Origin of the sequence: Mumia zhuanghuii (assembly GCF_042681565.1) — a bacterium.
GTDB lineage: Bacteria > Actinomycetota > Actinomycetes > Propionibacteriales > Nocardioidaceae > Mumia.
This window is the reverse complement of record NZ_JBHUFT010000004.1, coordinates 14753-28518: the sequence shown is the minus strand read 5'-3', so window position 1 is coordinate 28518 and position 13766 is coordinate 14753. Positions and strand designations below refer to the sequence as shown.

Sequence of the window (13766 nt, the reverse complement as noted above, 5' to 3'; positions counted from 1 at the left end):
CTCAGGTCGTCCCGCGGACGACGAGGCTCGTCGGCAGGACGAGGCTGCGCGCCTCGTCGTTCTCCGGGTCGGCCAGAGCCGCCAGGAGCATCTCGGCCATCTCGCGGCCGAGGACGTCGGCCGGCTGGTTGATGGTCGTCAGCGGCGGGTCGCTCATCGCCGCCATCGGCGAGTCGTCGAAGCCGACCACGGCGACGTCGGCAGGCACCGCGCTCCCCGCCTCGCGCAGTGCGCGCAGGGCGCCGAGCGCCATCGGGTCGGATGCGGCGAACACCGCGTCGACGTCCGGGTGGCGCGCGAGCAGGCGACGCATCGCCTGCCACCCGCCGGGCTCGGTGAAGTCACCCTGTTCGATCAGGCTCGGGTCGTATGCGATCCCGCCGGCCTCGAGCGCCTCGCGGTAGCCGCGCAAGCGGTCGCGTCCGGCCTGCATGTCGGGCGGTCCTGCGATCGTCGCCACCCGTTGCCGCCCGCGCTCGAGCAGATGACGCAGGGCCGCGCGTGCGCCGCCGACGTTGTCGACGTCCACATAGCTGGCGCCCTCGACGCCCGGCGGCCGGCCGCCGTGCACGAGCATCAGCCCGCGGTCACGCAGCTGCTGCGGAAGGTCGTCGCCCTCGTGCTGCGAGAGCAGCAGCGCACCGTCGACGTGCTGCGGGCTCAGGTAGGCGGCGGGCTCGTCGCGTCGCTCGGCCGGTCCGTGCACGAGCACGAGCACGAGCTGGCGGTCGCGCTCGTCCATCACTTGTGAGATCCCGCGGACGACACCGGCGAAGAACGGCTCGCTGAACAGGCGCTCCTCGGGCTCGGAGATCACCAGGGCGATCGCGCCCGTACGGCGGGTGACCAGCGAGCGCGCGGCCTGGTTGGGGACGTAGCCGAGCTCGGCGACCGCCTTCATCACCGCGTCGCGGGTCTGTGGCGCGACCGAGGGGGAGCCGTTGATGACGCGGGACGCGGTGCCACGCCCGACGCCGGCGAGCGCGGCGACCTGCTCGAGCGTCGGGCGCTTGCCAGCCTCCGGCCCACCCGTCATGCGCCCAGTATCCCGTCCCGGTGGGCCGCAAGGAGTGCGGCATACCAGCGCGCGCTGTCCTTGGGGGTCCGCACCTGCGTGTCGTAGTCGACGTGCACCAGCCCGAACCGCTTCGCGTAGCCCTCGGCCCACTCGAAGTTGTCCACCAGCGACCACGCGAAGTAGCCCGCGACCGCGACACCGTCGGCGGACAGGCGTGCCATCGCCTCGAGATGCTCCCGGAGGTACGCGAGCCGCTCCGGGTCGTGGACCTGGCCGTCGGCGGAGACGACGTCCTCGTACGCGGAGCCGTTCTCGGTCAGATAGATCGGGATCGCCGGGTAGTCGTCGTGCACGCGGCGGACCACGTCGTACAGGCCGTCCGGGTCGACCTCCCAGCCCATGGCTGTCGTCGGCAGTCCGCGCTTGCGGAACTCCACCGTCGCCGCGCCCGGGTGCGCGCCCGGAGCGACCACGTGACGCGTGTAGTAGTTGACGCCGAGGAAGTCCAGCGGCGCCGCGATCACGTCGGTGTCTCCGCCCCGGACGAACTCCAGCGCCGACATCGGCCGGACGTCCTCGACGACGTCGGCCGGGTATCCGCGGCCGAACACCGGGTCGAGGAACCACCGGTTGCACAGTCCGTCGACGCGTCGCACGGCATCGTCGTACGCCGCGCGGTCAGGGCCGTCATAGCCCTCGGGGAGCGCAGGCGAGGTCGGATAGAGGTTGACCGTGAGGCCGAGCGGCGTCTCGGGCGCGATCGCGCGGATCGCCTGTGCGGCCAGGCCGTGCCCGAGCAGCAGGTGGTGCGACGCGGCGAGCGCGGTCGCCCCGTCGGCACGACCCGGCGCGTGCACGCCGTTGCCGTAGCCGAGGAACGCTGAGCACCATGGTTCGTTCAGCGTGATCAGGCCGTGGAGGCGGTCGCCGAGGGCGTCGGCGACGACTCCGGCGTACTCGGCGAACCGCGCCGCCGTGTCGCGTGCCGGCCAACCGCCCGCCTGCTCGAGCGCGAGCGGCAGGTCCCAGTGGTAGAGGGTCGCCCACGGTGCGACGCCCCGGTCCAGCAGGGTGTCGACCAGCCGGTCGTAGAAGTCGATCCCCTTCGGGTTGACCGGTCCGGCGCCGCCGGGCTGAACGCGCGGCCACGAGACGGAGAACCGGTACGCCCCGAGGCCGAGGTCGCTCATCAGGTCCACGTCGGTGGGCATCCGGTGGTAGTGGTCGACGGCGACCTCGCCCGTGTCGCCGTTCGCGACGCGGCCGGGCTGCGCGGAGAACGCGTCCCAGATCGACGGGGTACGGCCGTCCTCCGCGACGGCACCTTCGATCTGGTAGGCCGCGGTGGCGGCGCCGAAGGTGAAGCCGGACGGGAACGACGCTGCGAGCGTGGTGAGGGGATCGGTGACGACGTCGGTCATCCCTTGAGCCCACCTTCCATGATTCCGCCGACGATGCGGCGACCGAAGAGGATGAAGACCAGGACCAGCGGGACGGTCGCGAGCAGCGTGCCCGCCATCACCAGCGCCTGATCGGTGTAGTAGCCGCCCGACAGCCGCGACAGCGCCACCTGGACGGTCGGGTTCTCGGGGGAGAGCGTGAGGTAGGGCCACATGAAGTCGTTCCAGCGCTCCATGAACGTGAGCAGCCCCAGGACCGCGACGGCAGGGCGCATCGCAGGGAAGACGACCTGCGCGAAGATCCGCAGGGTCGAGGCGCCGTCGACGCGCGCGGCCTCGATCAGCTCGTCTGGGATCGCCTGGCTGACGTACTGGCGCATGAAGAACACGCCGAAGCCGGTGACGAGGAAGGGCAGGACCGCCGACCACAGGCTGCCGGCGAGGCCGAGCCAGCCCATCAGCATGTAGAGGGGGACCAGGCCGAGCTGGACCGGGACCATCATCGTGCCGATCACCGCGAGCAGGAAGACGTTCTTGCCGCGGAAGCGGAGCTTGGCGAACGCGAACCCCGCGAGCGAGGAGAGCGTCACCACGGTGATCGTCGCGACGAGCGAGACCATCAGCGAGTTGAGCAGCGACTGCGCGAACATCACGTCGGGGTTCGCGAAGACGCGGGTGGCGTTCTCGCCGAGCTGGTCGCCGGGCGTGAGCGGTGGCGGGGTGGAGGTGATGTCGCTGTTGGGCCGCGACGCCATCACGACCATGTAGTAGAGCGGTGCCACGGAGGCGAGGATGACGAACGTCAGGACCAGGTAGGTCAGCGGCGACGCCTTGCCGAGGGCGCGGCGACGGCGTCGTCGGACGGGCTTTGGTTCGTCCAGGACCGGGAGGATCCTGTCCACCGGGATGAGGGGTGTGGTCATACGAGGCTCCTCAGTCGACCGAGCGGATGCGGCGTACGAGCAGGGAGTTCACGAGCGAGACGACGACGATGATCGCGAACAGGATCCAGGCGACCGTGGCGGCGTACCCGAACCGTTGACCCGTGAATGCCTGCTCCACGACGTACATCGCGCTCGTCTGGAACTGGCGGGTGTCGCCCCCGGTGATCGCGTTGGCGCCGGGGTTGAACAGCAGCGGCTCGGTGAAGAGCTGGATGCCACCGATGGTCGCAACCGTCACGACGAACATCAGTGTCGGGCGCAGCATCGGGATGGTGATCGAGCGGAACTGCCGCAGGGCCGACGCGCCGTCGAGCCGTGCGGACTCGTACAGCTCCTTGGGGACGGCCTGGAGCGCGGCCAGCAGGATGAGGGCGTTGTAGCCCGTCCACCGCCAGTCGACCATCGTGGCGATCGCCAGCCACGAGGGCAGACGCTCCTGGTTCCAGGCGATCGGCTCGACGCCGACGAGCCCGATGAGCCAGTTGATGATCCCGAAGTCGCGGGAGAACATCATCGTGAAGATGATCCCGACCGCGGCGATCGAGGTTGCCGTCGGGACGATCACGCCGATCCGCCAGAAGGTGAGCGCACGCAGGCTGGTGTTGAGCACCTGCGCGAGCGCGAGCGCAGCGAGGATCTGCGGGACGGTCGCGATCACGAAGATCGCGAAGGTGTTGAGCAAGCTGTTCCAGAAGTACTCGTCACCGACCAGCTCGGTGTAGTTGGCGAACCCGACCCACCCCTCGTTGCCGCCCAGCAGGCTCCAGTCGTGCAGCGACACCCAGAGCGTGTAGCCGAGCGGGAAGAGCCCGAAGATGCCGAAGAGCACGAAGAACGGGGCGATGAATACGTAGGGCGCGCCGCTGATGTCGAACCGAGCGAGCCGGTCGCGCAGGTGCATGGAGTGCTCCTGAGGTCGAGGGGGCGGACAGAGGTGGCGTCGTGGCGCCCGCGTCGCGGTAGGGGTCGCGGCGCGGGCACCACGGGCTCGGAGGTCTCGAGACCAGGTCGTACGACCTAGCCTGCGGCCTTCTCGGCATCGCTGACCGCCGTCGACCAGGCCTCAGACGAGCTGCGCTGGCCGTTCTCGACCGACCGCATCGCGTTCTCGACCGCATCGCGGACGGGCTGGTTCTTCGCGCCGAGGAAGACCGGCTCGAGGTTGGCGGCGCCGGCGACGAACAGCTGTCCGACCGGTGCGTCGCTGAAGTACGGGTTCGTGGCCTCCTGAAGCGCAGGATCCTCGTACAGGTTCGGGTTGGACGGCAGGTTGCCGACCTCCTTGAACGCGGCGAGCTGGCCGTCGGCGCTGCTGAGGAACTTCACGAGCTCGATCGCGACGTCCTGGTTCTCGCTGGCCTCGGGCACGGCGAGCCACGATCCGCCCCAGTTGCCGCTGCCGCCCGGCACGGTGGCGATGTCCCACTTGCCAGCGTTCTCCTCGCCGGCCTGGTCCTTGATGTAGCCCGTCATCCAGGCGGGGCAGGCGATCGTGGCGAAGTCGCCGTTCTTGAACCCGGCGTTCCACTCCGGCGAGAACGACTTGAGCTCGGCGGAGATGCCCTTCTCGTCCATCTCGAGAGCCTTGTCCCACGCGGCCTTGACGGCGGGGTTGCTCTCGATCACGAGCTCGCCATCGCGGTCGAAGTAGGTGTGGTCGGCGCCCTGCATGAGGATCGAGTTGTACGTGTTGGTGGCGCTGTCGATGAACTTCGCCTTGGCGTCGCCGATCCCGTCCTGGAACTTCTCGCCGGTCGCGATGAACGCGTCCCAGGTCGGCCAGAGCGCAGCCACCGCCTCGCGGTCGGTGGGCAGTCCGGCCTTCTCGAACAGGTCGCGGCGGTAGCACATCGCAAGCCCGCCGACGTCCGTCCCGAGACCGATGGTGGTCTCGCCGTCGGCCGTGGTGGCGCCCTCGAACTTCCAGGGCAGGTACTGGTCGGTGAGGTCGTTCGCGCCGTGGTCCTGCAGGTTGACGAACTTGTCGGCGCTCGCGAGGAAGTTGACCGCCTGACCCTCCTCGATGGCCACCACGTCGCCCGCGCCGGTCCCCGCAGCGATGCGCTGGGTGAGTGCGGTGTTGTACTTCCCGAGGTCGCCCTCGGCGGTCTCGACGATCTTGACGCCCGGGTGCTCCTTCTCGAACTGCTTGTAGAGCTCGGTGTATCCGAACTTCCCGAACAGGTTCACGCGAAGCGTGACGTCTTCTCCGGACTCGTTGTCCGAGTCCGAGCCGCCACATGCGGTGGCGAGCATCGACAAGCTGGCGAGCGCGGCTGCCCCAGCCAGCCAGCGCGAACGGCGTGTGTGTGACACGGTGACCCTCTCCTTCGCCGCTCCCGCCGGTGGGAGCGCTCCCATGCACTGTGGCCTGGCTCACACCTTAGGGTCAAGAGCGTTGGGAGCGCTCCCATACGTCGTTACGCAACCGTGATCACTCCCCGCCGTCCTCACACTTTCCGTTGGCCCCAACGGAAAGTGTGTGCCCCACCGGAACCGTCCGGTGGGGCACGCGCGCTTCGTTGGCCCCAACGGAAAGTGGAGGGGCGCGGGGCGGTCGGGGCGGGAGGTAAGCGCTCGCTCGGTACGCTCGGCCGCATGACCGTACGTACGGGCGATCGCGTCCTTGTCACCGGTGCCGCCTCCGGGCTCGGCCTCGCGCTCGCGACCAGGCTCGCCGAGCGGGGCTGCCGCGTCCTCGCCACCGACGTCCACCCCGAGACTCCCGACGCCGTCTCCGCCCTCGGCGACCGCGTCACGTACCGGCCCCTCGACGTCCGCAGCGACGCCGACTGGGATGCCGCCCGCGCGTGGGTCGAGGACACCTGGAAGGGCATCGACCTCGTCGTCAACAACGCCGGCGTCGCGTCGGGCGGGAGGATCGAGCTCACGACCACCGACGAGTGGGACTGGATCACTCAGATCAACCTGCTCGGCGTCGCCCGCGGCTGCCGGACCTTCGCGCCGATGCTCAAGGCGCAGCGCACCGGACACCTCGTGAACACCGCCTCGGCGGCAGGGCTGGTCCATCCGCCGCGCATGAGCGAGTACAACGCGGTGAAGGCGGGGGTGGTCGCGCTGAGCGAGACGCTGCGGTGGGAGCTCGAGCCGTACGGGGTCGCGGTCTCGGTGATCTGCCCGACGTTCTTCAAGACCAACCTCGCCGACTCGATCCGCAGCGCCGACCCGACCGCCGAGGCGTCCGCCCGCACGCTCATCGACGGCTCGAAGCGCAGCGCCGACACCGTGGCACGCGAGGTGCTGAAGCAGCTCGACGCAGGTAAGCACCTGATCCTGCCCGACCGTGAGGCCCGCGCGGCGTACGCGGTGAAGCGGTTCGCACCGTGGCTGTACGCCGCCGCGATGCGTCGCGCCGCGCGCAAGGCCGCTGCGGACGAGGCAGCCGTCGGCGGTGCCCGCACCACGGGCGCGCAGGTGGTCCGGTGAGCGCGATCTACCTGGTCCGGCACGGGCAGGCGTCGTTCGGCGCCGACGACTACGACCAGCTGTCCGAGCGTGGCTACGCGCAGGCGACGGCACTCGGTCAGTCCTGGGAAGCCTCGGCGTTCCTTCCCACGCACGGGGTCGCAGGCTCAATGAAGAGGCACGCGCAGACGGCGATCGCCGCGCTCGACGCCGCGGGTCCGTCCGACGGCTACGACGTGGACGGAGGCTGGGACGAGTTCCCGCACGAGTCGGTCGTGGAGGCGTACGCCCCGGGGTTCGTGAGCGAGGACCCCAAGGAGTTCCAGAGGATCTTCGTCTCGGCGGTCGGGCGCTGGGCGGGGGGCGAGCACGACGACGAGTACCTCGAGCCGTACGCCCACTTCACGGCCCGGGTCCTCGGCGCCTTCGACCGTCTCGCCGACTCCCTCGGCAGCGGCGAGAGCGCCGTCGTGTTCACCTCCGGTGGACCGCTCGCCGTCGTCGCCGCGCACCTGCTCGCCGGTGACGCGCCGGAGTGGACCCCGCAGGCGCATGCCCTCTGGCCGCGGCTCAACACGGTCACGATCAACGCGGGCGTGACGACCGTCGTCACCGGATCGTCGGGTCGGACGCTGCTGTCGTTCAACGAGCACACCCACCTACCTCCCGACCTCGTCACCTACCGCTGACTGGAGCGACATGCGCAAGACGATCCTCATCACCGGCGCCAGCTCCGGCCTCGGAGCCGGCATGGCCCGCGTCTGGGCCGCCAAGGGCCACGACCTCGCCCTCACCGCACGCCGCCTCGACCGTCTGGAAGCGCTCAAGGCCGAGCTCGAGGCCGCACACCCGACGATCCGGGTCGTCGTCCATGCGCTCGACGTCACCGACCACGAGCAGGTCTTCGCCGTCATCAAGCGCGCCGCCGATGACCTCGGCGGGCTCGACCGCGTCGTCGTCAACGCCGGGCTCGGCAAGGGCGCCCGGATCGGGACCGGGAAGTTCGAGGCCAACCGCGAGACCGCCGAGACCAACTTCGTCGCTGCGCTGGCGCAGTGCGAGGCGGCGATGGAGCACTTCTACGAGCGGCGCTCCGGCCACCTCGTGGTGGTTTCCTCGGTGTCGGCGATGCGCGGGATGCCGAGCTCGATGACGACGTACGCCGCGACGAAGGCCGGCATCGCGCTCCTCGCCGAGGGCATCCGCTCGGACCTGGTGAACCGCAAGGGCCACGACATCGCCGTCACGACCGTGTTCCCTGGCTATATCGCGTCGGAGATGAACGACAAGGTCGAGCAGAAGCCGAAGGGCATGGTCGACACGGAGACCGGCTCGCGTGCCCTCGTCGCCGCGATCGACAGCGAGAAGCCCGAACGCATCGTGCCGGCGTGGCCGTGGCGTCCGGTTGCGTTCCTGATCCGCCACCTGCCTCTCGGGATCGTCCGCCGCATGGTCTGAGCCAGGGTGGGTACGCCTCGGGTGAATCGACCGAGGGGGAGACCGTGCGTGCCACGCTGCTCAACTGCTCGCTGAAGAGATCGCCCGAACCGTCGCACACCCAGATGCTCGCCGAGTCCGTCGTCGCGGCGATGAAGGGGTGGGGCGTCGAGACGACGTCGTACCGCCTCGTGGACCTGCGGCTCGCGCACGGGGTCGCGACCGACCTCGGTGCGGGCGACGACTGGCCGAGAGTGCACGCCCGCGATCACGACGAGCCAGATCCTGATCGTCGCGACGCCGACGTGGGTCGGGCATCCGAGCTCGCTCGCCCAGCAGGCGATCGAGCGGATGGACGCGATGATCGCCGAGACCGACGAGGACGGCCGCCCGATCGCGTACGACCGGGTGGCGGGCGTCGTCGTCACCGGCAACGAGGACGGCGCGCACCACGTGATCTCCGAGATCGCCGGCGCGCTCGTCGACATCGGGTTCACGATCCCCGGCCAGGCCTGGACGTACTGGAACCGTGGCCCCGGGCCGGGCCCGTCCTTCAGCGAGACTTCGGAAGGCCACGCCTGGTCATACGCGACCGGTCGGACGATGGCCTCGAACCTCGTCTCGGTCGCGAAGGCGCTGGCCGACCGGCCGATGCCCGTCACCGTTGGTTGAGCCTGTCGAAACCGCGCCTGCCGTTGGTTGAGTCTGTCGAAACCGCGCCCACCGTTGGTTGAGCCTGTCGAAACCGCGCCTGCCGTTGGTTGAGCCTGTCGAAACCGCCATGCTTCGATGGACCCATGACCGACACCCCGGACCCCTCCGACAACTCGGCCCGCGCGATCGCCGCCGCCGAGGCGCTCGGCCTCGCGCACACCGTCACGCGGCACGGACGCGTGCGCTCGCTGGAGGAGGCCGCGGCCGCACGAGGGATCGCCCCGCGCGCCCTGGTCAAGACGCTGGTGGTCCGCGTGCGCGAGGGCGACTACCGCTTCGTCATGGTGCCGGGCGACCGCGAGTTCTCGTGGCCCAAGCTGCGTGCGTTGCTGGGCGTCAACCGCGTCTCGATGCCCGACGCGGACACGGCGCAGGCGGTCACCGGCTTCGAGCGAGGGACGATCACGCCGCTCGGGAGCACGACGGCGTGGCCGGTCGTGATGGATGCGGGCATCTCGGGTGAGATCTCGGTCGGCGGTGGCGGCCACGGTGTCGGGCTCACCGTGGACGCCGACGCGCTGGCCGACGTCCTCGGCGCGCAGCGCGCCGACATCAGCGTGTAGCGTCGTCGCCCTCGTCGTCGGGGTTCGCAGCGTCGACGAGCACGTCGACGTTCGCGCGGGGGAACCCGGCGAGACCGGCGAGGACGCCGAGCGGCACTTCGGCGGCCATAGGGTTGTCCGTGAGCGCCGCGCCCCCTCCGAACGCCCTCGCGAGGAGCGGTCCACCGACCGGGTCGGCACTCCACTCCGCGACCGTCGACTCGGCGCTCAGTGGGGTCCGGACCCGCGTCCCCTCCACCGTGACCGTGACGCTGCGCCGCAGGTCTGCCGACGAGGCGCCGATCGACACGGTGAACGTGCCGGGCTCGACCACCCACCGGCGCAGGACGGGGTGCCAGTACGCGAACGCGCGCGGGCCGAGCTCCAGCACGACCCGCTGCGACGCGCCGGGGTCGAGCGTGACCCGGGCGAACCCCTTGAGCTCACGCTCGGGCCGTGCGACGGGCGACTCGAGGTCGCTGACGTAGACCTGCACGACCTCCGTACCCGTACGCGAGCCTGTGTTCGTGACGGTCACCGACACCGTCGCCCGCACCTCGTCGCCCTCGCCGGCGACGTCGACGGCCAGGTCGCCCTGGGCGAACGTCGTGTAGCCGAGGCCGTGGCCGAACGGGTACGCCGGCGGGATGTGCTTCACGTCGTAGTACCGGTAGCCGACGAAGACACCTTCGCCGTAGCGGGAGTGGCCGAGGTGACCGGGGAAGTCGAGGTAGGCCGGGGTGTCCTCGAGGCGGAACGGGATCGTCTCGGCCAGCCGTCCGGTGGGCTCGGCGCGGCCGGAGAGCAGGTCGGCGATCGCGGAGCCGACGGCCTGACCGGCGAGCCATGCCTCGAGCAGGGCAGGCACCTCGCGCGACCACGCGACGGGGGTGATGATGCCTCCGTTGGCGAGCACCACCACGACCCGCGGGTTGGCGGCGACGAGCTCCTGGACCAGCTCGACCTGGGCGGGCGGCAGATCCAGGTGCGTGCGGTCGTACCCCTCCGACTCGTACGACTCGGGCAGCCCCAGCAGACACACGACCGTACGATCGGCGCGCGCGGCCTCGACGGCGGCCGCCCGCAGCGTCCGGTCCTCCTCGGGCGTGCCGTCGAGGGTGTAGCCCGGCTCGAAGGGGAGGTCGTCGCCCCACGTCGCGCGCAGCGCGTCCAGCGGGACGTCGACCTGCGTCGGGTTGACCCGTGAGGATCCCGAGCCTTGGAAGCGCGGGGTGCGGGCGAGCTCGCCGACGACGAGCACGTCGGCCGACTCGCTCAGCGGCAGCAGGGGAGCACCACCGACGGGGTCGTTCTTGAGCAGCACCGACCCTGCGACTGCGGCCTCGCGAGCGAGCTCGTGATGGGAGAGGCGGGCCTCCTCGGAGAAGGTGTTCTTTTCGTCGGGATCGTCGTCCCCGGCTGCCGCCCCCGCGCGCGCGACCAGCGCCAGCACCCGGCGTACGGCCTCGTCGACCACGGACTCCGAGAGCGTCCCGGCGTGGACGGCGTCCACGACCGTGTCATCGTCCCCGAACGGCGGCATCGCCAGGTCGGTGCCGCCCCGCAGCGCCGCCGCCCGGTCGTGCACGGCGCCCCAGTCGGAGACCACGACGCCGTCGAAGCCCCAGGTGTCGCGCAGCACGTCGCGCAGCAGCCACGCGTTCTCGGTGGCGTACGTGCCGTTGATCTTGTTGTACGAGGCCATCACCGTCCACGGGTCGCCGGCGGTGACGACGCGCTCGAACGCGGCCAGGTAGATCTCGTGCAGCGTCCTCTCGTCCACGTCGGCCGACAGCCGCATGCGGTCGGTCTCGGCGTTGTTGGCCGCGAAGTGCTTCACCGAGGCGCCGACGCCCTGGGTCTGCAGGCCGCGGACGAACGCGAGGCCGAGCTCGCCGGACAGGTACGGATCCTCCGAGAGGTACTCGAAGTTGCGTCCGCACAGCGGTGAGCGCTTGATGTTCACGCCGGGCGCGAGGACGACCGAGACGCCTTCGGCACGCGCCTCGCGGGCGATCGCGGCCGCGACGCGCTCGACGAGGTCGGGGTCCCAGGAGGACCCCAGCGTCGTCGCCGTCGGGAAGCAGGTGGCGGGCACGCTCTGGCCCATCCCGAGCGAGAGTCCGCTCTCGCCCGCCTGCTTGCGGAGCCCGGTCGGCCCGTCGGCCAGCATGATCGCCGCGACGCCGGCCTCCTCGACCGGCTGCGTGTGCCAGAAGTCGCTCCCCGAGGTGAGCGAGGCCTTCTGCTCCAGGGTCAGTCGCGCGACAGGGTCTCCTGTGCGCACGGAATCGTCCCCCGACATCGTCCCCCCGATCGACGTGTGAACCTGTCGGTGACTGTAACCACGCGACGGGGTTCGCGCAGATCACCCGGTCTCACCAGCGGTTGCTGGCCTCCTCGGCCCATCCCACGAGCCCGTCGAGCGCCAGGGTGGTGCCGTCGTCGGCGCGCGCCGTGCCCGCCCACGTCCCGAACGCCTGGTGGGTGGAGTTGCCGAGGACCACGAGCTCGGTGCGCGCCTCGCGGACGTGCTCGGGGACAAAGGTCGCGTCCACGCCGTCGCCGGTGACCCGCCACGGTGCACGCCAGTCGTCGCGGTCGTACGACCAGGTGAGCGTGGCTCCGATCTTGTGGACGATGCCGTCGACGACGATCGCGTTCTCGGTCGACCCGGTGCCGTCGGTCCACCGGCCGCCGAACTGGACGGCATTGCCGCCGGGACCGGATCCGGCGCCCCAGTTCCAGGTCATCCGGTACGGCCAGACGCCGCGCCCGTGGTCGAGCACGGCGTACGCGTCGGTGAGCGGGTGAGCGACACCGTCGATCCCGAGCGTGCCGCGTACGGGGCGGGCGAGGTCTTTGACCGTGTACTGGAACCGGCGCGTGCTCCACGGCACGACCACGCCCATCGACTCGTGACCCTCCGGCTGCTCGACCGTGAGTGTGAGCGTGATCTGCGGCGAGGTGGCACGGATCGTCGTCGGACCCGTCGTGCCGGCGGTGGGCTGGTCGATGTCGACCGTCAGGTCCTTCGCGACCACCGCGACGCGTCCGCTGCCGGCCCGGTCGGGCAGGGCGACGCCGCGCCCGAGCGGGACGGTGACGTCGTGACGCCACTCCTGGCCGCTGCGGCGGTCCAGGACGTACAGGCCGTGCACGGCGGCGTAGTCGAGCGACGACACCTGGATGCCGATCACGTGGGTGGGGGAGACCACCCCCCAGTACTCCCAGCGCTTCGTACGCCCCCAGCCGCGGAGGTTCGCGCGGTGCAAGGGCCGTCGCGTCCAGCCGACGGCGTCGGGGTTCAGGCGGCCGTCGGGGCCGCAGAGGTCGACGGGGCTGGTGATCTCACGCTCGGGCATGGCGTCACGGTAGTGCGCGGGTCACGCTCACCGGATCGCCGACCTGAAGCGTCCCGATCGTGGTCGGGACCATGCGGACACCGAACCACGTGACCCCGTCCCACTTTCGCGTGCGCGACAGCGTCCGGATCGGTTCCTTGCCGCGTACGAGCGTCCGCGGGTCGATCAGCGTGATCGCGCAGCGGTCGCAGAGCTCGGCGAAGCGGAACGGGACGTCGCCGAGCGTGACCGTACGCCAGCCGTCCTCCTCGAACGGGGCGAGCTCGTCGGGGTCGGCCTCCACGACGACGTTGGGGCGAAACCGGCGCATGGAGAGCGGATTCGGGTCCGGGGTCTCGGCGACCCACGCGTTGAGCTGGTCGAGCGAGGACGTGGTGGTGAGGAGGATCGGTGCGGTGTCGGCGAGCGTCAACGGCTCGCCGCTCGTCCCTCCGTGGGTCGCCGACATCGGGCGGAGGGTGGGGTCCTCCTGCCACACGAGCCGAGCCGCGGTGCCGATCGCCTTGGAGATCCACGTCTCGGCATCCTCGCCCGCGTACCGCAGGGCGTCCTGGCGGGAGATGCCGACGGGGATGTCGACACCGTGCACCGGTCGAGGCGCGAGGAGGTCGGGGAGGCCGCCGGAACGCAGGAGGAGACCGTCGACCGTCGGGGTGGCGTGCACGGCGAGGATCCGGGGGTGGGCGAGGGCGTCGACCTTGCGGCCGTCCGGTCCGATCACGAGCCACCGCCGGTCGCCGGCTAGACCCCACGGTTCGACCGTCGCGCGGTCCACGTCGTGAGGGGCGGTGGACTTGACGGGATAGAGGTGCAGGGACGCGATGCGCACGGGGTCAGCGTAGGGGCGCAGCGGGCTGCGCCTCGACCGCATTCCTGGGCGGGTGGGCCTTTCGCAGAAAAAGACAGGGTTGACTGTTTGT

13 protein-coding genes are annotated in these 13766 nt (G+C 70.8%); 5 read left to right on the top strand and 8 right to left on the bottom strand.

The window, feature by feature from the left end:
- Position 1 precedes the first annotated feature (1 nt).
- The 5 genes from ACFSDF_RS07005 to ACFSDF_RS06985 form a co-directional block, all read right to left on the bottom strand.
- Complete coding sequence (locus ACFSDF_RS07005) at positions 2-1036, bottom strand: LacI family DNA-binding transcriptional regulator (protein ID WP_167006948.1); 1035 nt, start codon at positions 1034-1036, stop codon at positions 2-4.
- Positions 1033-2439 (bottom strand): GH1 family beta-glucosidase, encoded by a 1407-nt coding sequence (locus ACFSDF_RS07000; RefSeq protein WP_167006945.1) that lies wholly within the window; start codon positions 2437-2439, stop codon positions 1033-1035. Before ACFSDF_RS07000 ends, ACFSDF_RS07005 begins: the two co-directional genes overlap by 4 nt.
- On the bottom strand, positions 2436-3341 hold the full coding sequence (locus ACFSDF_RS06995; RefSeq protein ID WP_167006944.1) for a carbohydrate ABC transporter permease: 906 nt from the start codon (positions 3339-3341) through the stop codon (positions 2436-2438). Before ACFSDF_RS06995 ends, ACFSDF_RS07000 begins: the two co-directional genes overlap by 4 nt.
- 10 nt (positions 3342-3351) lie before the next feature.
- On the bottom strand, positions 3352-4263 hold the full coding sequence (locus tag ACFSDF_RS06990) for a carbohydrate ABC transporter permease (RefSeq protein ID WP_167006940.1): 912 nt from the start codon (positions 4261-4263) through the stop codon (positions 3352-3354).
- A 116-nt stretch (positions 4264-4379) separates the two neighbouring features.
- Positions 4380-5678: an ABC transporter substrate-binding protein gene (locus ACFSDF_RS06985; RefSeq protein ID WP_243843063.1), complete on the bottom strand. Its 1299-nt coding sequence runs from the start codon at positions 5676-5678 to the stop codon at positions 4380-4382.
- Between the two features lie 282 nt (positions 5679-5960).
- On the opposite strand from ACFSDF_RS06985, the gene ACFSDF_RS06980 reads away from it, so the two are divergent.
- The 5 genes from ACFSDF_RS06980 (at position 5961) to ACFSDF_RS06960 (ending at position 9502) form a co-directional block, all read left to right on the top strand.
- On the top strand, positions 5961-6809 hold the full coding sequence (locus tag ACFSDF_RS06980; RefSeq protein WP_167006933.1) for an SDR family NAD(P)-dependent oxidoreductase: 849 nt from the start codon (positions 5961-5963) through the stop codon (positions 6807-6809).
- Entirely contained in the window at positions 6806-7477 is a 672-nt protein-coding gene (locus ACFSDF_RS06975; protein WP_167006931.1) for a histidine phosphatase family protein, read from the top strand. Before ACFSDF_RS06980 ends, ACFSDF_RS06975 begins: the two co-directional genes overlap by 4 nt.
- 10 nt (positions 7478-7487) lie before the next feature.
- The gene (locus ACFSDF_RS06970; RefSeq protein WP_167006928.1) at positions 7488-8246 is read left to right on the top strand and encodes an SDR family oxidoreductase; all 759 of its coding nucleotides are present in this window, start codon (positions 7488-7490) and stop codon (positions 8244-8246) included.
- Between the two features lie 210 nt (positions 8247-8456).
- Entirely contained in the window at positions 8457-8897 is a 441-nt protein-coding gene (locus ACFSDF_RS06965; RefSeq protein ID WP_208322464.1) for a flavodoxin family protein, read from the top strand.
- A 125-nt stretch (positions 8898-9022) separates the two neighbouring features.
- Positions 9023-9502, top strand: coding sequence for an aminoacyl-tRNA deacylase (locus ACFSDF_RS06960; RefSeq protein ID WP_377156852.1), 480 nt, complete (start codon positions 9023-9025; stop codon positions 9500-9502).
- Here the strand turns inward: ACFSDF_RS06960 and ACFSDF_RS06955 are convergent.
- The 3 genes from ACFSDF_RS06955 to ACFSDF_RS06945 form a co-directional block, all read right to left on the bottom strand.
- On the bottom strand, positions 9492-11768 hold the full coding sequence (locus ACFSDF_RS06955; protein WP_377156850.1) for a glycoside hydrolase family 3 C-terminal domain-containing protein: 2277 nt from the start codon (positions 11766-11768) through the stop codon (positions 9492-9494). The genes ACFSDF_RS06960 and ACFSDF_RS06955 overlap by 11 nt on opposite strands.
- 91 nt (positions 11769-11859) lie before the next feature.
- The gene (locus tag ACFSDF_RS06950) at positions 11860-12846 is read right to left on the bottom strand and encodes a DUF2804 domain-containing protein (protein WP_377156848.1); all 987 of its coding nucleotides are present in this window, start codon (positions 12844-12846) and stop codon (positions 11860-11862) included.
- Positions 12847-12850: 4 nt separating this feature from the next.
- Positions 12851-13675, bottom strand: a complete 825-nt coding sequence (locus ACFSDF_RS06945; protein ID WP_167006916.1) for an MOSC domain-containing protein — start codon at positions 13673-13675, stop codon at positions 12851-12853.
- Between the last annotated feature and the right edge of the window lie 91 nt (positions 13676-13766).